This is a genomic window from Caulobacter sp. DWR2-3-1b2, assembly GCF_049896345.1.
In the GTDB taxonomy this organism is placed as follows: Bacteria; Pseudomonadota; Alphaproteobacteria; order Caulobacterales; family Caulobacteraceae; genus Caulobacter.
This window is the reverse complement of the sequence record NZ_JAFCUC010000001.1, coordinates 866,196-885,320: the sequence shown is the minus strand read 5'-3', so window position 1 is coordinate 885,320 and position 19,125 is coordinate 866,196. Positions and strand designations below refer to the sequence as shown.

Genomic DNA, 19,125 nt, shown 5'->3' with positions numbered 1-19,125 from the left:
AATGAATTTTCCGGGCCGCACCGAACCGGCTAACTCCCGCTTGCGATCCGCACAACGCGCAAAGGGAAGTCCATTGCCAATCGATCTCTTGCCCTTGCTGGCGCCCGCAGCGCTGCTTCTGATCGCCGTCGTCGGCCTTATCAGCTGCGGGCGCCGGCCCCGCGTCCTGTCTCGGATCGCCGAAGCCTCGGCGCTCCTTGCTCTGGCCGTCGGCGTGATCTCGGCTGTCGTGCTGATCATACATGGGCCTGCGGATAGCCGCCTCATCGGGCTCTATGGTGTTGGTCTGTCCATCCGGCTTGATGCCGTCAGCGCCGTGATGTTCCTTCTGGTTTCGTTCATCGGCTGGGTCGTGGTGCGTTACGCTGCGACCTATCTGGACGGGGAGGCGCGGCAAGGCGCGTTCACCGGCTGGCTCTGTATGACGCTGGCTTCGGTGCTCCTGCTGGTGCTGTCGGGCAACCTCGTCCAGCTCGTCCTGGCCTGGGTCGCGACGAGCTTCTTTCTGCACCGGCTACTGCTGTTCTATCCGGACCGGATCGCGGCGCGGCGTGCGGCCGCCAAGAAATTTGTGACAGCGCGGCTGGGCGACGCGGCGCTGATCAGCGGCGCTGTGATGTTGGTGCTCGCCTATGGCACGACCGATATCGCGGCCATCTTGAGCGCAGCCCGCAGCGGAAGTGGCGGCGGTCTCGCGATCGGAGCCGCAGCCTTCTTGGCGGCGGCGGCACTATTGAAGTCCGCGCAGTTTCCGACGCATGGCTGGCTGACCGAGGTGATGGAAACCCCGACTCCCGTCTCGGCCCTCCTGCACGCGGGCGTCATTAACGCGGGCGGGTTTCTGCTGATCCGCTTCGCAGATGTGATGTTGCTGGCCCCCGCCGTCTTGGCGTTCCTTGTCCTGATCGGCGGCTTCACCGCGCTATTCGCGGGACTGGTGATGCTGACCCAGCCGGCCGTGAAAACCTCGCTGGCCTGGTCGACGGTCGCCCAGATGGGCTTCATGATTCTGGAGTGCGGGCTTGGACTCTTTCCGCTGGCCTTGCTGCACATCGTGGCCCATTCGCTTTACAAGGCCCATTCCTTCCTGGCCTCCGGCGGCGCGGTGGACTTGATCGCCGCCAATCGCAGACCCGGTCCCGTGGCTATTCCTAAGGCCGGTGCGGTAGGCCGCGCATTTCTGCTGGCGCTGGCGATCTATGCTGTCGTCGGGTTCTGTTTCGGCTTCCAGCACAAGTCCCCTCAGGCTATCGCGCTTGGCGCCATTCTGATCTTCGGCGTCGCCTACATGCTGGCCCAAGGTTTGGCGGACGCCGCGCCCAGAGCGTTGACCCAGCGCACCATCGGCTACGCCATCGCCACCTCCGTCAGCTATTTCGCGCTTCAAGTCTTCGCCGTCTGGCTGACCTCCGGCGTGTTGCCTGCCGCGCCGCCGCCAGGTCCGCTGCAATGGGCGCTGATCGTGCTGGCGGTTGTCAGCTTTGGCTTGGTGGCGATCGTCCAGGCGATGTTCCCGCTCTGGGCCTATCACCCAGCCGCTGCGGGCCTGCGCGTTCATCTTTCCAACGGTTTCTACGCCAATGCGGTGTTCGACCGGCTGCTGCGCGGCTGGCGGCTACGCAATGCAATTTGATCAGCTCGGAGGACGAAAAATGACGAATGCAGAGACTTCGAGCTGTCGTGATGGCCTGGAGTTGGACGCCGCCGCCGATCGCGCCGCCCGGGCGATCCCACCGCTCTGGCCACTAGCGTCAAGCGTTGCGGTCAATCCGTTCCTCGGCCAGATCGGCGAAAGCCTCGCCACAGTTGGCGCCAGACTGGAACGGGTCGCCGGAGCCCCCGTCACCATGCCGAGAAGCTGGTATCAGGAGCGGATCGCCAGCGGAGCCATCACCGACGCCGATCTGTTGGATGCTCTGGCAAGCGGCTCATCAGCGCTGCTTGCTTCAGACCTCGCGGCTCTGAAATCCATTGCGCAGGTCCCGAAGCCGAAGATCAGCGCGGCGCCGACCGTCGCGGACCTCGCGGCTGAGGTATCCGGGATTGACTGGCCGGGGCTGATTTCCGAGCGCTTCGGCGCCTGGGCGGCAGGATATTTCGACGAAGGACAGGCGCTCTGGGCCGCCCCGCGTGGGAAAGGCGCCTATGCCGCCTGGCGCGCCGTCGCGACCCACGATCTGACGCCCGAAATTGTCGGGCTTGCAGGCTTTGCGACCCGCGTCTCGGAGGCTCCGGAACGTGCGCCAGACGCAGTTGCAGGCGTGGTTTGCCGTCTCGCGCTCCTGCCCGAGGCCACGGAAACCTACTTCCACCAGATGCTCGTGACGCTCGGCGGCTGGGCGCAATATGCCCGTTATCGGCTTTGGCAGGCAGAACTCGGCGGCGGCGCGGACGCCACGATCACCGACTTTCTGGCCATCCGCCTGATCTGGGAAGCAGCCTTGTTCGACCGTTACGAGGACCAGATTGGAGTTCGGTGGAAGGCGGTCGTCGCTTTGCATGCGTCACCTGTCACGCCCACCGCCGACCATGTCGTCGATGCCATCCTGCAGGAAGCGTCTGAACGCGCCGCGCAACGGGCTTTGGCTGAAACGCTCGCGGCGCCAGGGACAGTCGCGACGGATAGTCGACCTCTGCTCCAGGCCGCGTTCTGCATCGATGTGCGGTCCGAAGTGTTCCGGCGGGCGCTGGAATTCGTCAATCCAAATATCCAGACGCTGGGGTTCGCTGGCTTCTTCGGGCTTACGGCCTCACATCGCCGCTTTGCGTCAGACGTGCAGGAACTTCGGCTGCCTGTCCTGCTGAACCCCGGCCTGACCACCTGCTCGGGGGGGCCGCAGGACGCTGCAGCAGATCAGTCTGCGCGGTTCAAGGCCCGCGCCAAGCGGGCCTGGGGTCGGTTCAAGCTGGCCGCCGTCTCATCCTTCGCCTTCGTTGAGGCGACGGGACCGGTCTATGCCGGCAAGCTCGTGAGCGATGCATTGGGGCTCCACGCCACCACGGCGCCGAACGATCCCGCCCCCCGTCTCGATCCCGCCCTCGATCTCGCCACGCGGACGACGGCCGCAGAGACGGTGCTGCGGGCCATGTCGCTCACGACCAACTTCGCAAGGCTCGTAGTGTTGGCCGGACATGGCGCAAACGTCGTCAACAACCCCCATGCCAGCGCACTTCATTGCGGCGCCTGCGGCGGCTATTCCGGAGAGGTCAATGCGCGGCTGCTGGCCGCCTTGCTAAACGAGCCGGAGGTTCGCGCTGGCCTCGTTCCGCAAGGCATCGAGATCCCGAGCGACACCCTTTTCCTCGGTGCATTGCATGACACGACGACGGACGCGGTCACGCTCTATTCCGAGGACCTCCCGTCCGAGGCGCATGGGCCTGACTTGACCCAGGCGAGGACATGGCTCGCTGCGGCAGGCAAGATCGCGCGCGGGGAGCGTGCCTTGCGCTTGCCCCGAGGGGCGGGGGAGGAGAGCCTTGCCAGGCGCAGCCGCGACTGGGCTGAGGTGCGGCCGGAATGGGCGCTGGCAGGATGCAAGGCGTTCATCGCCGCGCCGCGTCGGCGCACGACGGGCAAATCCCTGGAAGGGCGCACGTTCCTTCATGACTATGACTGGAAAGCCGACAAGGACTTCAGCGTTCTCGAGTTGATCCTGACCGCGCCCGTGGTCGTCGCGAGCTGGATCAGCCTGCAGTATTACGGATCGACCGTGGCGCCCCAGGTCTTCGGGGCTGGCAACAAGCTCCTGCACAACGTCACCGGCGGCATCGGCGTCGTTGAGGGCAACGGCGGCCTGATGCGCGTCGGCCTGCCCTGGCAATCGGTGCATGACGGCAAGCAATACATCCACGAGCCCCTGCGTCTGTCCGTCTGCATCGAAGCCCCGCGCGAAGCGATGACCGAGATCCTGAAGCGACATGACGGTGTTCGCGCGCTCTTCGACAACCGCTGGCTGCACCTCTTTGCGCTCGACGAAAATGGCCAGATGGCCTGGCGCTACGCCGGCGATCTCCAATGGTGCGCGATGCCTGTTGGGGCTGATCGGGCAGCGCCTCTGAAGATGGCGGTTTGAGCCGTGAAACTTGTCCGCTCTCACCTGTCCTGGCTGGAATCGGAATCCATCCACATCCTGCGGGAGGCCGTCGCCGAAACCCGCAACCCCGTCATGCTGTTCTCGGCGGGTAAGGATTCGACCGTGATGGCGCACTTGGCGCTGCGAGCCTTCTATCCATCGATAGCCACCGTTCCCATGGCTGCATGTCGACTCGACCAGGGCGTTCAGATCGCTGATCGACTTCCGTGACGATTTTGCGGCCAAGCACGGCTTCGAGCTCATCGCCTATTCAAATGAGGAAGGTCGCGCTGCGGGCATCAATCCCTTCGATCGTGGGAACCGTTACAACTTGGCCATGCGGACGGAGCCCCTCAAGACCACGCTCGACGCCGGCGGCTACGACGTCATCTCTGGCGGCGCTCGGCGCGACGAGGAAAAGTCACGCGCCAAGGAGCGCATCGTCTCGGTTTGCGGCGCGGGCCACGCACGGGAGCCGCGCCAGCAGCGTCCCGAGCTCTGCTCTACAACACCCGCCTGAGCAAGGATCAGACCGCCCGGGTGTTTCCGCTCTCAAACTTAACCGAGACGGATATCTTGGCCTACGCGCTGCTCCACAGAATCGAGCGGGCGCCGCTCTATTTCGCGGCGCCCCGGGTCGTGCAGCGCGCGGGAGCGTTCATCGTGGTCGGTGACGAGCGCCGTATGCGATTCCAGCCCGGCGACCAGATCCAGACCCGGACGGTCCGCTTCCGAACCTTGGGCTGTTGGCCCGTCACTGGCGCGGTGGAGTCCGATGCGACCGAGCTCGCTGCTGTCGTGGATGAAACCCCCGCGGGCTTCCTCGTCCGAGCGTAAGGGGCGGATCAGCGACGCAGAGGATGGCGGTTCGCTCGAACAGAAGAAGCAAGAGGGCTATTTCTGAACATGGCGGCTGATGATCGTCCTTACAAAAACACCGTCGCCGTCCTCGCCACGATGCACGGGAAAGAGCGCGCAATCGGTCCTGTGCTTGAAACAGGGCCTGGGTCTCAGGGTCAAGCTTGCGCTCGGCCTGGATACCGGCCACTTCGGCACGTTCAGCCGGGATATCGACCGGACAGGAACTCAGCTCGATGTGGCCAGGGCCAAGATCGCTGCGGCGTTCGACTATGCGCCCTACGCTCGCGTTGGCCTTGCCAGTGAGGGCAGCTTCGGCCCGCACCCCTACATGCCCTTCCTTGCACTCGGTCGCGAACTTGTCCTGCTGGTTGACCGTGAGCGCGGCCTCGAACTGACCGGGCACTTTTCTGGGCCTGAAACCAACTACGGCCGTGCCGTCGTCTCGGACATCGAAGGCGCGATCGCGTTCGCCGAGCGGTTGAAATTTCCTGAGCATGGCTGATCGTCATGGGCTGCGTTGCTGAAAAGCCCCCGCCTAGCCTTTCGTTGATCAAAGACGTTATCGACCATGCAGGTCTTGAAAAAGCTGTCGGTCACGTCGTCGCCAAATGCGGCGCCGCTTTCGTCGAAGGCGATATGCGCGCCACCGCAATCCGACCCGGATGCGGGCCATCGAGCGCGCGGCGAACGACCTCGTTCGCCGGTTTCGCAGTCAATGCCCGGCCTGCGCACATCCAGGCTTTGACGTTACCGATCGTGTTCCTGGTCTTCCTTGCGAAGGGTGCGGGGAGCCAACGCATGTGATCTGCTCGGAGGCCTTCACCTGCCAAGCTTGCGACTATCGGCAGGAGCGTAGGGCAACGAGCCCTATGACCGCAGAGGCGGGACGCTGCGGAATGAGCTCGACGCTCTCCCCGCAGGAGCCGCATGGTGGCTCATCGTGAGACAGTTGCTTACATCCTCCAGATGAGCTCACCTCAAGGTTTGCGCGCTAAAGTACGCCAAGAAGTACAAAGCAAGAACCTTGAATTACTACGCTGCTCGGCACAGCCGGTCGGCCGGATCGTTCAGCGGCCTAAACCCGCCAGCGCTCGCAGCGTCAGCCCATAGATAGTCACCCGTCAGACCGACATGAGCTCAGCTCATCGGCGACAGGTGCGCCAGAAGCTCATCGGGCGCGGCCACCTCCCGGTCGCGCAGATGCTCGACGGCGCGCTGCACATATAATGTGTTCCACCGCGCGATGGCGGCTTGGTGGGGTGTTGGAAGGCGGGGTCAGTGGCGTCAACCCGCACCTGGGTCAGCAGGCTCTATCCGACCCTCGGACGGCTGCTCTCGCCGGCCGTCGCCGCCCTGGCCATGGCCTTGTCTTCAGTCAGCGTAATCGGCAACGCCCTACGTTTCCGCAAAGTAAAGCTCCAGGCATAGCGGGGGTGGGGGGCTAATTGTCTCTCGGAGTTGCCGCCGTTGTCCAAATTCTCGGAACACTACGGGTCTTCGCGAGGGCTGATCTCACCATGACCGATACGGGCGATGGTTATGGAGAGTCCTACCGCAGCGATCGCCGCCGGCCACAGAGCCTTCAGGCCAAGGTGAGCATAGGCTGATGAGCCCAAGACGGCGCCGCCGACCAGGCCGCTCCAGAGCAAGAAATAAGGCGCCCAGGCCGTCTTGCTGCCGCCCGTGAATGCGATCGCCAAGCGTTGCCCAAGCTTGACAAGCGTACCGGTCATATAGGTCAAGCCGATGCTGACCTCGCCATCGCGCTCGAACACCGCGTTCTCGGCGCCCATGGCCAGACCCATGGCGACGATGGCGGCGTGCTTGAACCCGACAGCGTTGAGGCTCGCGGCTCCAAAAAGCAGCGCGGCGACAAATGACATGACGGCCGCGCGGCGGTGATGTTTCGCAAAATGGGCAACGAGCGACCCCAGGATCACGCCTAGAACGAAGGTGACGATCAGCGACGCCGCCAGGGCCGCGTTGGCGAGATTGCCAGTCAGGGCCACCGCGAGCCGGGTCGAATTTCCGCTCATGAATGAGACGAAAAATCCGCCCAATTCCATGAAACCCAAGGCGTCGATGTAGCCGGCGAGGCTCGCGAGGCAAATGGCCATCGTCCGGACTCTAAAATCGTAACCGGTCACTGGATTGTCCAAAAGGCTTGGTCGCGGATCGTGACGCGCAAAGTCCGGCGACCGCAAGCCACCGTTTGGTTGGTTTCATCCGTGAAGGCTTCTGACCTTGATTGCGATCAATGCGTTGATACGGCGCGGGGCGCCTTCCTCCGTGGATTGGAGGCCACGCGATGAGAAGGAGAGACATCTTGGCCGGGAGCGGCGCCGTGGCTCTGGCGGGCGTCGGCGCAGCCTGGTTGGGCGCTCGACGGATGGGCTCGATGGACGCCTATGTGGCTGCTGTCGCGGCGACAAGGTCGGAGCTCTCGGCTCAACCCGCACTGCCGGACATTATCCGATACGCGACGCTCGCGGCGAGCGGCCACAACACCCAGCCTTGGCGGTTTCGGCTCAGTCAAGGGCGGGTCGATATTCTCCCGGACACGGCGCTGCGCACGCCCATCGTCGACCCGGACGATCATCATCTTTTCGTCAGCCTCGGGTGCGCCGCCGAGAATCTGGCGCTTGCCGCCGCCGCCCGTGGGCTTCCTGGCGAGGTGGGCTTCGATCCGGCCGGCGATGGCTGCGCGGCGTTTAGCTTTGGCAAGGGGACAAGCCAAGGCTCGGCGCTGTTTGACGCCATTCCCGTCCGACAATCCACGCGTGCCGACTACGATGGACGGCCGGTCAGCGCGGCTGATCTGAGAACCTTGGCGGCTGCGGCGGCCGTTCCCGGCGTTAACCTTGTCCTGATCACCGATCAACCCCGCAGGGACAAGGTCCGGGACCTGATCGTGGCGGGCAACAGCGCTCAACTGGCCGATCCCGCCTTCGTGCGGGAACTCAAGCACTGGATCCGCTTCAACCCTCGTCAGGCCATCGAGACTGGCGATGGCCTGTTCAGCGTCTCAAGCGGCAATCCCGCGCTGCCGGACGGGCTGGGACCGATCCTGTTCGACGCGACCTTCACGGCCAAGGCAGAGAACGAAAAATATGCTCGCCAGCTGAAATCGTCGGCGGGCCTCGCGGTTTTCATGGCCCAGCAGGAGGATCATGATCATTGGATCCGCACGGGGCGGGCCTGCCAACGCTTCGCCCTTCAAGCCACGGCGCTCGGGCTCCGGCACGCTTTCGTCAATCAACCGGTCGAGGTGGCGAGTCTACGACCGGAGCTGGCCGACCTAGTCGGAATGCCGAGGCGGCGTCCCGATCTGCTGATGCGCTTTGGACATGGCCCCACGCTTCCGTTCTCGGCGCGGCGGCCGGCCAGGATCGCCGCCGCCGCCGGCGTCGCCACGTGATGACCGCACAAGGGCGCGGCGCGGCGATCATCCATAGCCTCCACACCCTCATCTACGGCGTGAGGGCGGCCTCGACCCTGATCTTGCTCTATATCGGGACCACCGGCCGCCATGCCGTCTGGCTATGGGGCGCGGCGCCGCTGCCGGCGATCAAGGTCGCTGTCTTGGTAGGGAATGCCTCAAATGCCCTTTGACCGGGGTCGTTGATCTGGCCCTACGCCTCGGCGCCGATCCCGTCGCGAACGCAGCCCGCTTGCGACTTGGGCAATCGGGACAGATGCGGCAGGACGCCGCCAAAGCCTGGATGCCGTTCGAGGCCGCTGCGCGCGGTGCGGCCGTTCGTGGAAGATCCCGAGCGCACCGTCGCCGTCGGCGGCACCATCCGGATCGCCAACGGCTGCAAGATCGCCCACGGCCGCGTGGTCGAGGTGGGCGCGCCGCGCAACATCCTGGCCCTGCTCCAGACCGTCGAATATCTGCGGGCCTTCCTGATGGCGCGGATCGCCTGGAGCAGGATCGACGCCCTGACCATCATCTCGGGGGCCTTCCGGCTCTTTCGGCGCCAGGCCGTGCTGGATGTCGGCGGCTACAGCCACGGCACCGTCGGCGACGGACATGGAGCTGGTCGTCAAGCTGCACAAGCATTCCCGGCGGCTTGGCAAACCCTATCGGATCGCCTTCACGCCCGAACCCGTCTGCTGGACCGAGGGGCCGGAGAGCTGGTCGGTGCTGGCGTCGCGGGGCGATGGAAACCGTCTTTCGCCGCCGCGACATGATCCTCAATCCGCGCTACGGGCGCGTCGGCATCATCGGCTTTGGGCACATTCTCCTCGTCGACGTGTTTGGGCCGATCGTTGAGATCTTCGGCTATGTGCTGATCCCGTCCTTCTGGCTCCTGGGCCTGTTGTCGCTTGACTATCTCTGGGCCCTCCTGGCCGTCACCTTCGGCTTTGGCGTGGTGATCAGCGTCGGCGCCCTGGCGCTCGAAGAGGTCGAGCTTCGACGCTTTCCCAACGGCAAGAGCCTGCTGATCCTGATGAGGGCGGCGGTGCTGGAGAATTTCGGCTATCGGCAGATCAACAATGTCTGGCGGCTTCGCGGACTTTGGCAGTTCATGACCGGCGCTCAAGGTTGGGGCTCGATGACCCGGACGGGGTTCAGATCTTCCTAGGCGGGGCGAGGCTCAGACGACAGGCGGCGTTTCGGGCGCGATGCGCAATTGCCGCTCGACCAACAGCGTCAGCAGGTGCTCATCGACCGGCTTCGCTAAGGTCTCGTGCGCGCCCATCCCTGCCGCCAGATTCAGGAGGCTGGCCGAAGGTAGGCGCACCGAGCCACCGCTGATGGCGATGATCCTCACCAAGGGCCAACGGCGACGAATCTCACCGATCGTTTCCACGCCTTCGCGCACAGGCATCAACAGATCGATGACAACCACGTCGAAGTCGGAGCGTTCGAGCGCGCGCACCGCGTTCGCGCCCTCTTCGGCCTCGACGCATGTATGCCCTGCGCTGGTCAGAAAGCCGCATAGCAGCGATCTCACCAGCGGGTCATCATCAACGATGAGCACTCGCCCCACGATCCCTCCATGGACAATCGATTGTTTTGACAACTGGCGCCGCAAGCCACGCTAGCGGAGCTTGCATAGAACGCAACAAATGGGGGTGTGACGCTAGGTCGCAGGAGCGCGCGCTTGCAGGACGGCATAGCGGTTGAGCCTCAAAAAGATTGGTCAGGGCGCACCGGACCCGTCGGGGGCCGGGGGCCAACGGTTCGTTAGCGTTGACATCGTAGACGATGGGCATGCGGCTAATGGCTTAGCGCTTGCGTCCGAGCTTCGTTTGCCGTTGGGAGCTGCTGATGTCGTTTGTCCCGCCTTTTTCCCGTTCGCCGGTCACCAAGGGTTTGCGGTTGCCCGCCGTGGTGGGATTGATCGTCGTTCCGCTCCTGTTGCTGACGGTGGCGCTTGAAATCCGGCGGGAGTTCGATCGGGGACGCGAGCTGCGCGCCGCCGTGAACCACTCCTACGAGAAGCGGCTGCAGATGCTGACGGTCTTCTCGCTGATGCAGGACGCGGAAACCGGCTCGCGCGGCTATGTCATCACCGGACAGAAACGGTTCCTGGAGCCCTACAACCACGCGGCCGAAGCCCTTGGGCAGGAACGGCGGCGGCTGCGGGCGCTGCAGGAAGACGAGCTGGGAACTCAAGGCGCAGATCGAGCCGAGCTTGGAGAACTCGACGCGATCGAAGCCAAGATCGACGCCAAGTTGGCGCGCGTGCGGTTGACGATCGCCGCGCGCGACACGCGCGGCGCGGCCGCCGCCCAGGCGATGGTTAGCAACGGGATCGGCAAGCAGCTCATGGACGAGCTGCGCGTTCTCATGGCGCAGATGGCAAGCGCTGAGCGACAGGCGCTGACCGAACGCGTCATCGCCGACGAAGAGCGGACACACGCGACCGAGCGCGTGACCCTGACGCTCTTCCTGATCCTCGGCGCGTTGTTGTTTGGGGCATTCGTCCTCATCCTGTTGCAAGGGAGGGGGCGACAGCGCCTTCTGGAGAAGGTCGAGCTGAATGCCGCCCGGATGACGGCGATCTTCGACAGCGCCCAGGACGGTCTGCTGACTTTCAACCTCTCGGGCACGGTCGAGAGCCTTAATCGCGCCGGACAGGGGATGTTCGGCTATGGGCCGGTCGAGACGCTCGGCCGAGACGCCTCGATGTTGTTCGATATTCCGGAGGATGGCCGGCTGTTCCTCGACCGTCTGGGCGGCGGGCGCGATCTGCGCGAGGGCCTCACGCGCGAGCTGCAGGCACGGCGCAACGACGGCTCCACTTTCCCGGCCGAAGTCTCGCTCGGACGATTTGATCTCGCCAGCGGCGCTTATGTGGTGGCTGCGGTTCGCGACATGAGCGAGCGGCGGCGCATCGAGCAGATGAAGTCCGAATTCGTCTCCACCGTGAGCCACGAATTGCGCACGCCCCTGACCTCGATCGCCGGCTCGCTGGGGTTGCTGGCGGGGGGCGCTGGGGGCGAGCTGTCCGAGCGCACGGGACGGCTGGTGGGGATCGCCCACGCCAACTCCCAGCGGCTGGTGCGATTGATAAACGACATCCTCGACACCGAGAAGATCGAGTCTGGCCAGATGACCTTCGCCATGGAGGCGATGGATGTCGTCGAGCTGGCACGGCGGGCGCTGGACGCCATGCAGGGCCTGGCCGACGAGCTTGGCGTCAAGCTGGTCCTGACCGCGTCCGAGGCCCTCACCGTCCGGGGGGACGCCGACCGCCTAGCCCAGGTTCTGACCAACCTGCTGTCCAACGCCGCCAAGTTTTCCCCCAAGGACGCGACGGTCGAGGTGAGCATCTCCCGCCTGGAGGCCGGGCGGGCGCGCGTCAGCGTGCGCGACCATGGGCCGGGCGTGCCGGAAAGCTTCCGCCAGCGGATCTTCTCGAAGTTCGCCCAGGCCGATGGGTCCGATACCCGGCGGCTGGGCGGAACGGGCCTGGGCTTGGCCATCTGTCGCGAGATCGTCGAGCGGCACGGCGGGCGAATCTTCTTCGACTCGCCTCCGGGGGAGGGCGCGACCTTCCATGTGGATCTGCCGTTGTTCGACGCGGGTCTCTCCCCCGTACTGGAACGCCGACAGATTTTGATCTGCGAAGACGACCCCGACGCGGCGATGGTGCTTTCGGAAATGGCGGCCGAGCTGGGGCTCGACGCCACGGTGGTCGGTACGCTGGCGGCTGCCGAGGCGGCGCTGCGTGAGCCGATCGGCTACATCGCCCTGCTGCTGGATCTGCGCCTGCCGGACGGCCACGGCCTGGACCTGCTGAAGCGACTGAGGTCTCGACCGGGGACCAGCACTTTGCCGGTCCTGATCGTGTCGGGTGAGGCCGCCTCTCCCCAGAGCCTGGACGTGCTCGACTGGCTCCAGAAGCCCGTCGATATCGAGCGCCTGAAGACAGCCCTGGCCAATGCGCGTCGCGGCGAGCTGGCCCGCTTGCTGGTGTTGCACGTCGAGGACGATCCCGACGTTCGGCAGATCGTCGCCACCGCACTGCGCGATCGTTGCGACATCATCGCCGCCGACAGCGTGAGGAGCGCTCGGCGCATCCTGCGCAATACCTCTCCTCAGCTCGCCATTCTAGACGTGGCGCTGGGCGACGGCTCGGGGTTGGACCTGCTGCCGGATCTTCGTAAGCAGGGGCGGCCGCCCGTGCCGGTCATTGTGTTCACCGCCCAGAGCCTGGACGACGGGCAGCTGACCGACTCGGTCGACGCCGTGTTGACCAAGTCGCGGTCAACACTGAAAGAGCTGAGCGAGCGGGTTCAATTGCTGGCGAGCCGACCGCCTGGGGAGGGAGCACGATGACCGGCCTGAAACTGATGTATGTCGAAGACGAGCCCGATATTCGCGAGGTAGCCGCCTTCGCCTTTGAACTCGATCCGGAGATAGAATTGCGCGCCCATTCCTCGGGGGCGGCGGCGCTGGGCGCCTTGGCCAGTGACCCGTGGCGACCCCAGGCGATCCTGCTGGATGTGATGATGCCCGACATGGACGGTCCAACGACCCTGGATCTGATCCGTCACGTGGCAGGGCTTGAAAAGACCCCGGCCATCTTCATCACCGCGCGCGCCCTGCCGCAGGAGCGAGCCGCGTTCATAGCCCGCGGGGCAATCGGGGTGATCACCAAGCCGTTCGATCCGATGACCCTGGCCTCCGACGTCCGCTCGATCGTGGCCGGCGCATGAGCGATCCCCTCGCGCCCCTGCGAGCCAAGTTCATCGCGCGTTGCGCTGAGGATCTTCTCGTGGTCGAGGAGGGCCCCGCCGCGTCCGATCTACCGCGCACCATCCACCGCATCGCGGGAGCCGCCGGCATGTTTGGCTATGACGCCTTGGGCGCGCTAGCGGGCCGCATCGACGAGCGTGCCCAGGCGGGGAAGGGCTTCGTCGAGCGTGAGCTGGCTGAATTGGCGGCGGCGCTAGCGGCGGTGGCGCGAAGCTAGATCATCGCGGAAGTGGCTGAAATCCATCCGAAAAGCTTTGGCGACCTGCTGCGCAGAGGCGCTGGCGCGGAGCGCCGCTGATGCGGCCGGCGCTTGAAGCCTATGGCTTGGGGTTGAGCATGGCCGCGACGCGCTTGGTCAGGACGTCGGGCGTAAAGGGCTTGACCAGATAGCCATCTGCGCCGGCGTCCATGGCCTCGCGGACGGTGGCGAGATCGCCCTTGGCGGTCATCATCATCACCGCGGCGTTCACCCGTTGGTAGCGGCGCAGCAGGCGCAGTAGGTCAACGCCTGTCATGTCGGGCAGCTGAATGTCGAGCAAGACGAGATCCCACTTCGAATTCTGCAGGGCCTTCAGGCCCAACTCGCCCGTGCCGACGGAGGAGGTGTTGTAGCCGAGTTGGGACAGCACGAGCTCGACGTACTGGCGCACCAGTGGATCGTCTTCGATGATCAGAACGGCGGCCATCACGTTGCTCTTTCGTCGGTGCTCAACGGTCAAGCCGCCGGTGTCCCCAAGCCAAAGTCTACGGGGTCGGATATGAGTCGCGCTACAACGTTACGGAGATTCCGGTCCCTTTCTTAGAGCACAGTCTGGCGAGCGCCGCCTGGATTTTGCTCGTCCAGCAATGTTGTTTACGTGGAGGTGTTGCGCGCTTGCTTGCGTTGGCTTGCGTGCGCCTCCGGTATGATAGCCATCATCGGCGGCTCGGTTCTTGGAGCGTGACCGGGACGGCCAGCCGCTGGGCTAGGGCTTTGCCGCATCGACAACCGCGCCGAACGGGGCCCAAAGCGATCCGGCGGCGACCACGGAGCGCCGGCGCGAGAAGGTGGCGCGCAGGAAGCGAATGTCGGCCAGGTTGCAAATTTGAAGGCGTAGGGCCGCTTCGTTTTGCCGCAGCGTAGTGACCGCGTCGTTAACGGGCGCCTGTTTTCATTGGGCGCATAACCGGCGCATGAGCGTCTCGATTGCCGAAACCGCCCGACTCGCCGCCCTGCGCTCTTTTAGGGTGCTGGACACCGATCCGGAACCGGGCTTCGACCAGATCACGGGCCTGGCGGCGCAACTGTTCGACGCGCCGATCGCTCTGGTGTCGCTAGTCGATGATCACCGGCAGTGGTTCAAGGCTCGCATCGGACTTGAGCCCTGTTCGACCTCCCGCGAGCTGGCGTTCTGCGCCCATGCCATCGAACTGGGCCCGCAGGCGATCATGGTTGTGCCCGACGCCTCGCGAGACCCTCGGTTCAGGCAGAGTGTCCTCGTCACCGGCGCGCCAAACATTCGATTCTACGCCGGTGCGGTCCTCACCGACCGCGAAGGCCATAACCTTGGCACCCTGTGCGTCATCGACACCAAGCCGCGGCCCAGGCCCTCCGACGCGGAACTTGCGCAGCTGCGCGCCTTGGCCGATCTCGTCGTCGAGCGATTGCACGCCGCCCGCCTGGAGCGGGCCTTTGCCGAGCAACAGCGCATGCTTGGACTGGCCGAGGCTATCTCCGGCGTGGGCCGCTTTCGGTATGAAGTCCACGGCGGGCGGGTGACTTGGTCCGATGAGGTTTATCGCCTCTATGGCGTGGATCCGGCTGGGTTCGATCCAGGGGCTGTCGATCTTTTGTCGTTTCACCCCCTAGAGGATCAGGCCGAGCTTCGCGAGGCCTTCGCCAACGCGCTGGCGACGGCGAGCGGCTATGATCTCGATGTCCGAATCCTGCGCCCTGACTCAACGATGCGTCGCGCGGTGGTTCGTTCCGCCGCCGAACTCGACGAGCGCGGACGCCTGACGGCCTTGTTCGGCGTCATCCAAGATGTCACCGAGCAGCAGGAGGCTATCGAAAAAATTCGCCGCAGCAAAAGCCTCTACAAGCTATTGACCGAAAACATCGGCGATGTGGTCACTCGCATCGCCTTCGACGGCTCCAGCAGTTATATCTCTCCGGCGATCCAGCGGCTGCTCGGCTATAGCCGGGAAGACATGGTCGGCCTGCCGGCCCACGCCTTCGTGCATCCCGCTGACCGCGCCGAGATACTCGGGATCTTCCAGGCGATGGCGGCGGGACGCGAGGACGCGGTGCTGCAGCATCGCGCCCTGCACCACGATGGGCATGAGGTCTGGGTCGAGAGCCGCTTCCACCTTGTCCGTGACGCGCTCGGCGCGCCCTCGGCCATGGTCGTGGTCATCCGTGACATAGCGGAGCGTCGCACGCTTGAGGCGCATCTACGCGCCAGCGAGGCGCGGGTTGGCCGGATCATCGCTGACGCCTATCAGGCGATCGTCACCATCGACGAAGCTGGCCTGGTGACCGATTGGAACCGCTTTGCCGAAGTGACCTTCGGCTGGTCGGCTCAGGAGGCCGTGGGGCAGAGCCTGGCGCGGCTGATCGTTCCCGAAGCCCAGCAAGACGCGCACTCCGAAGGCATGCAGCGCTTCCTCAAGACCGGCGTCGGCGTCGTGCTCGATCGACGGATCGAGGTGCCGGCGCGCCGGAAGTCGGGCGAGACCTTTCCGATCGAATTGGCGATCAGCGCCACCCAGGGCCCAGCCGGCTGGCAGTTCACGGCGCTGATGCACGACATTAGCGAGCGCACAGCGCAACTCGAGCTTTTCGAAACGTCCTTCCACTATGCGGCGATCGGCATGGCGCTGGTGGCGCCGGATGGCGGCTTCGTGAAGATCAACGGGGCCTTCTGTCAGTTGATTGGCTATGAAGAGGCCGAGATTCTGTCGCTCGATTTCCAGACCATAACCCACTCCGACGATCTGGAAGCCGACCTTGCTCTGCTTCAGCGGCTGGTGGCGGGCGAGATCACCAGCTACGCCATCGACAAGCGCTATATCCGCAAGGACGGCCAGATCGTCTGGGTTAGCCTGACGGCCAGCGCCATGCGCGAAGCGGACGGGTCGGTACGCCACTTCATCGGCCAGGTGCAGGATCTGACCGCCCGGATAGAGGCGCAGGAGGCGCTTGAGCAGCAAACCCTATCCCTGGCCGCAATGGCCACGCAGCTATCGTCGGCCAAGGATGCGGCCGAGGCGGCCAACCAGGCCAAGAGCGATTTCCTGGCCAATATGAGCCACGAACTGCGCACGCCGCTGACCGGCGTGATTGGATTCTCCCGTCTCCTGGCGGAGAGCGCCAATCTCACCGAGGAGGATCGCCACCGGGTCGGCATCGTCCGCGAGGGAGGCGAGTCCCTCAACACCCTGATCAACGATCTGCTCGATTTCTCCAAGCTCGAGGCCGGCGCGGTCGAGCTGGAAGCGCGCCCGTTCCTCGTCTGCGATCTGGTTTCCGAGGCGTTGGCGATGGTCGAACCACGCGCCGCCGAAAAGGGCCTCCGCCTGACCTTGACCGGCGATGACGCCGGAGTGCTGATCGGCGACAAGTTCCGGCTGCGTCAGGTGCTGCTGAACTTCCTGTCGAACGCGATCAAGTTCACCGCAGTCGGAGTAATCGTTGTCGACGTGCGGTGTCTCGCGATGGACAAGGGCCGGCAAGCCGTCCGTATCTCGGTCCGTGATAACGGCATCGGCATCTCGTCCGAGAAACAGGCGGCGCTGTTCAAGCGGTTCTCGCAGGCTGACAGCACGATCAGCCGCACCTACGGCGGGACTGGCCTTGGACTAGCGATCTCGCGCGAACTGATCGAGCTTATGGGCGGCGCCACCGGCTGCGACAGTGACGAAGGCGAGGGGGCGACCTTCTGGCTGGAACTGGCTTTACCCGTTGGCGTCCAGGCCGCGATCCAAACCGCGCAGCCCGTCGCGCGGGTTTTCTATCCTGGCCGGCTGGTGCTCGTCGTGGACGACGTCGCGATCAATCGCGAGCTCTGCCGCGTGCTGCTCGAACAGCTTGGCTGCGAGGTGATCCTGGCCGAAGACGGTCAAGCCGCGATCAATGCGGTTCGCGCCGAGCCGGTCGACCTCGTGCTGATGGACGTCCACATGCCGGTGATGGGCGGGATCGCCGCGACCCGGACCCTTCGCGCTGAAGGCTATCTGCAACTGCCGATCCTGGCCTTGACCGCCAGCGGCGGCGCCCACCAGATCGCGTCCTGCCTGGAGGCGGGCATGCAGGGTCATCTGCTCAAGCCGCTTTCGCCGGACCTGCTGGCCAAGGCGTTGGCACAGGCCTTTGATGGGGCTGAAGAGGCGGTGAGCCAAGCCGAGGCGAGCGAGCCCAGCCTCGCCGACGAGCTCTCGGCCTGCGCGGCCTTTGAGACCGCCATGGGTGCTGCGACGCTCACATTCGTAGCGATGCTGCAGGACCAGTTGCTAGAGCTGCTCGTGACCGATGATGTTGAAACGTTGCGTTGCGAAGCCCACCGGATCGCTGGCTCTGCTGGAACAGTGGGCATGGTTCGGCTGACGGCTGCTGCGCTGAGTCTCGAAGCGAGCTGCATGCCAGAAGCCGACACGACAAAAGCCCTTAAAACCGCACGCGCGGCGTTGACGACCGCACGGTCCGCGCTGGCGATCTGGCGAGCACGTTTGGAAGACGCCATTGCAAAGCCGGAGTCTGAAACCCAATGAGGTTTTACGGCGGCGAGATTTCCTCGACGGCGCACTGGCCCTCTGCGTCGCCGACACAGTGAACCCGTGTTCCGACCACCCCAAACCAATACGGGCTCACCTCATATGTGGACGACCCCCTCCTCGCAAGTTGATAGGCAGTCGTTTGGATCAGATCGCTTGCTTTCATATGTCCGGCCTTTTGAGGTGTCCGCATATGAACCCTGGCCAAGATGGTTTCCGCGATGAGAGTTCCAGACAAGGTAGCGGCCTCTTGAGGCCATTGCGGTGATCGGAATATTTCTCCTCGTGGATCGATCGATCACACCATCTGGCTTTTCAACACGCTAGCTGAACCGCAGGTGTACGTGACGTGACCCTGCTTTCTGCCCTCATTTGCCGGGGTCGTTTTCGGAGGGCTTGGTGGGTTTCCAGGTCACCGCCCGAGGCGGTCTTCCGGCACGGGGACAGCCCCCCTCGGGTTGGGGCGATTGGCGCCACGATCGGCGACCAGGAGGGCGGTGTCAGCCGGCCTTCACACGACCACGAACGCGGTGATGGCCACCGACATGATTACCGTCGGGCCGACGATCTAGGTCCAGAACGCTTTCATCATCGCGCGCTCGATCGCTACCGTCTGGGCATCGATAGCGGCGACAAGGCGGTCGCCAGATTGGGGCGTGGTCTGCGAAGGCGTCATGGGGCGGCCCTTTCAGATCCCGGACGTGGATCGCGCCCAAAATAAGAGTGTGTGTCCCTCTTTCGCTGTAGTGCCGATTTAAGGGGATTTTGGCGCTGATCTGACCGCCCAAAGACCCTCTTAAGGGGGTCCAAAACCAACCGATCGCGGCACGCGAGCGGAACCGCCAGCGAAGTTACAGATAATTACATAAAATTACGGATTATCGACAACATCTGTACAGATAATTACATTCCACAGATCGATTATCGATAAATCACGGCGCAAGTGGAGCCGATCGCGGAGCGCGCCCCCACAGGGTGCCGTAGCGAGCGATCGGCGCAGCGGATCCAGGTTACAACGCTAGCCTTCCTTGCGCCCCTCCAGAAAGCTCATGACCCCTGAAAACGCAGCAACTGCAAGCGTGACTTTCAGCCAAAGCAGCAGATATCCATGAAATATCTCGGACCTCGTGAACTCAAATCCCTGACTAAATAGAATATATGCGACACCTATCGCGCCCAAAGCGCAAAACCCCAACGTTACCTTTAGGGAAACAATTATTGCGC

Annotated in this window: 19 protein-coding genes; 15 read left to right on the top strand and 4 right to left on the bottom strand. The window is 64.3% G+C overall.

What is annotated here, in order from left to right:
* Window positions 1–73: 73 nt before the first annotated feature.
* The 7 genes from ACP694_RS04270 to ACP694_RS04240 all read left to right on the top strand — a co-directional run bounded on the left by ACP694_RS04270 (window position 74) and on the right by ACP694_RS04240 (window position 5,878).
* Window positions 74–1,633, top strand: a complete 1,560-nt coding sequence (locus tag ACP694_RS04270) for an NADH-quinone oxidoreductase subunit L (RefSeq protein WP_426010677.1) — start codon at window positions 74–76, stop codon at window positions 1,631–1,633.
* Between the two features lie 61 nt (window positions 1,634–1,694).
* A complete protein-coding gene (locus ACP694_RS04265) occupies window positions 1,695–4,073 on the top strand; it encodes a YbcC family protein (RefSeq protein WP_426010675.1) in 2,379 nt (792 codons plus the stop codon).
* 3 nt (window positions 4,074–4,076) lie between these two features.
* Window positions 4,077–4,304, top strand: coding sequence for a hypothetical protein (locus tag ACP694_RS04260; RefSeq protein WP_426010674.1), 228 nt, complete (start codon window positions 4,077–4,079; stop codon window positions 4,302–4,304).
* A complete protein-coding gene (locus ACP694_RS04255; protein WP_426011291.1) occupies window positions 4,255–4,593 on the top strand; it encodes a phosphoadenosine phosphosulfate reductase family protein in 339 nt (112 codons plus the stop codon). The genes ACP694_RS04260 and ACP694_RS04255 overlap by 50 nt, the downstream gene beginning before the upstream one ends.
* 56 nt (window positions 4,594–4,649) lie before the next feature.
* Window positions 4,650–4,910, top strand: coding sequence for a hypothetical protein (locus tag ACP694_RS04250; RefSeq protein WP_426010673.1), 261 nt, complete (start codon window positions 4,650–4,652; stop codon window positions 4,908–4,910).
* A 79-nt stretch (window positions 4,911–4,989) separates the two neighbouring features.
* The gene (locus tag ACP694_RS04245; RefSeq protein ID WP_426010672.1) at window positions 4,990–5,436 is read left to right on the top strand and encodes a DUF6671 family protein; all 447 of its coding nucleotides are present in this window, start codon (window positions 4,990–4,992) and stop codon (window positions 5,434–5,436) included.
* 106 nt (window positions 5,437–5,542) lie between these two features.
* A complete protein-coding gene (locus ACP694_RS04240) occupies window positions 5,543–5,878 on the top strand; it encodes a DUF6671 family protein (RefSeq protein ID WP_426010671.1) in 336 nt (111 codons plus the stop codon).
* A 193-nt stretch (window positions 5,879–6,071) separates the two neighbouring features.
* Here the strand turns inward: ACP694_RS04240 and ACP694_RS04235 are convergent, their stop codons facing one another.
* Both ACP694_RS04235 and ACP694_RS04230 read right to left on the bottom strand, forming a co-directional pair.
* Window positions 6,072–6,179 carry a hypothetical protein gene (locus tag ACP694_RS04235; protein WP_426011290.1) on the bottom strand — a complete coding sequence of 36 codons (108 nt, stop codon included), beginning with the start codon at window positions 6,177–6,179 and terminating at the stop codon, window positions 6,072–6,074.
* 242 nt (window positions 6,180–6,421) lie between these two features.
* Window positions 6,422–7,051 carry a YoaK family protein gene (locus ACP694_RS04230; protein ID WP_426010669.1) on the bottom strand — a complete coding sequence of 210 codons (630 nt, stop codon included), beginning with the start codon at window positions 7,049–7,051 and terminating at the stop codon, window positions 6,422–6,424.
* Window positions 7,052–7,332: 281 nt separating this feature from the next.
* On the opposite strand from ACP694_RS04230, the gene ACP694_RS04225 reads away from it, so the two are divergent.
* The 4 genes from ACP694_RS04225 to ACP694_RS04210 all read left to right on the top strand — a co-directional run bounded on the left by ACP694_RS04225 (window position 7,333) and on the right by ACP694_RS04210 (window position 9,523).
* A complete protein-coding gene (locus tag ACP694_RS04225; RefSeq protein ID WP_426010668.1) occupies window positions 7,333–8,352 on the top strand; it encodes an Acg family FMN-binding oxidoreductase in 1,020 nt (339 codons plus the stop codon).
* Window positions 8,349–8,546, top strand: coding sequence for a hypothetical protein (locus tag ACP694_RS04220; RefSeq protein ID WP_426010667.1), 198 nt, complete (start codon window positions 8,349–8,351; stop codon window positions 8,544–8,546). Before ACP694_RS04225 ends, ACP694_RS04220 begins: the two co-directional genes overlap by 4 nt.
* Window positions 8,547–8,693: 147 nt before the next feature.
* Window positions 8,694–9,128 carry a hypothetical protein gene (locus ACP694_RS04215; RefSeq protein ID WP_426010665.1) on the top strand — a complete coding sequence of 145 codons (435 nt, stop codon included), beginning with the start codon at window positions 8,694–8,696 and terminating at the stop codon, window positions 9,126–9,128.
* Complete coding sequence (locus ACP694_RS04210; RefSeq protein WP_426010664.1) at window positions 9,098–9,523, top strand: hypothetical protein; 426 nt, start codon at window positions 9,098–9,100, stop codon at window positions 9,521–9,523. Before ACP694_RS04215 ends, ACP694_RS04210 begins: the two co-directional genes overlap by 31 nt.
* 12 nt (window positions 9,524–9,535) lie before the next feature.
* Here ACP694_RS04210 and ACP694_RS04205 read toward each other — a convergent pair whose 3' ends face one another.
* Window positions 9,536–9,922, bottom strand: a complete 387-nt coding sequence (locus tag ACP694_RS04205) for a response regulator (protein ID WP_426010662.1) — start codon at window positions 9,920–9,922, stop codon at window positions 9,536–9,538.
* A 290-nt stretch (window positions 9,923–10,212) separates the two neighbouring features.
* On the opposite strand from ACP694_RS04205, the gene ACP694_RS04200 reads away from it, so the two are divergent.
* From ACP694_RS04200 to ACP694_RS04190, 3 genes are read left to right on the top strand one after another with little or no spacing between them, the layout of a single operon-like run.
* Window positions 10,213–12,729 (top strand): ATP-binding protein, encoded by a 2,517-nt coding sequence (locus tag ACP694_RS04200; protein ID WP_426010661.1) that lies wholly within the window; start codon window positions 10,213–10,215, stop codon window positions 12,727–12,729.
* Entirely contained in the window at window positions 12,726–13,109 is a 384-nt protein-coding gene (locus ACP694_RS04195) for a response regulator (RefSeq protein WP_426010659.1), read from the top strand. The genes ACP694_RS04200 and ACP694_RS04195 overlap by 4 nt, the downstream gene beginning before the upstream one ends.
* Window positions 13,106–13,366 carry an Hpt domain-containing protein gene (locus ACP694_RS04190; protein ID WP_426010657.1) on the top strand — a complete coding sequence of 87 codons (261 nt, stop codon included), beginning with the start codon at window positions 13,106–13,108 and terminating at the stop codon, window positions 13,364–13,366. Before ACP694_RS04195 ends, ACP694_RS04190 begins: the two co-directional genes overlap by 4 nt.
* Before the next feature lie 100 nt (window positions 13,367–13,466).
* Here the strand turns inward: ACP694_RS04190 and ACP694_RS04185 are convergent, their stop codons facing one another.
* Window positions 13,467–13,835, bottom strand: coding sequence for a response regulator transcription factor (locus ACP694_RS04185; RefSeq protein ID WP_426010656.1), 369 nt, complete (start codon window positions 13,833–13,835; stop codon window positions 13,467–13,469).
* A gap of 436 nt (window positions 13,836–14,271) precedes the next feature.
* On the opposite strand from ACP694_RS04185, the gene ACP694_RS04180 reads away from it, so the two are divergent.
* A complete protein-coding gene (locus ACP694_RS04180) occupies window positions 14,272–17,898 on the top strand; it encodes a PAS domain S-box protein (protein WP_426010655.1) in 3,627 nt (1,208 codons plus the stop codon).
* Window positions 17,899–19,125: the final 1,227 nt, after the last annotated feature.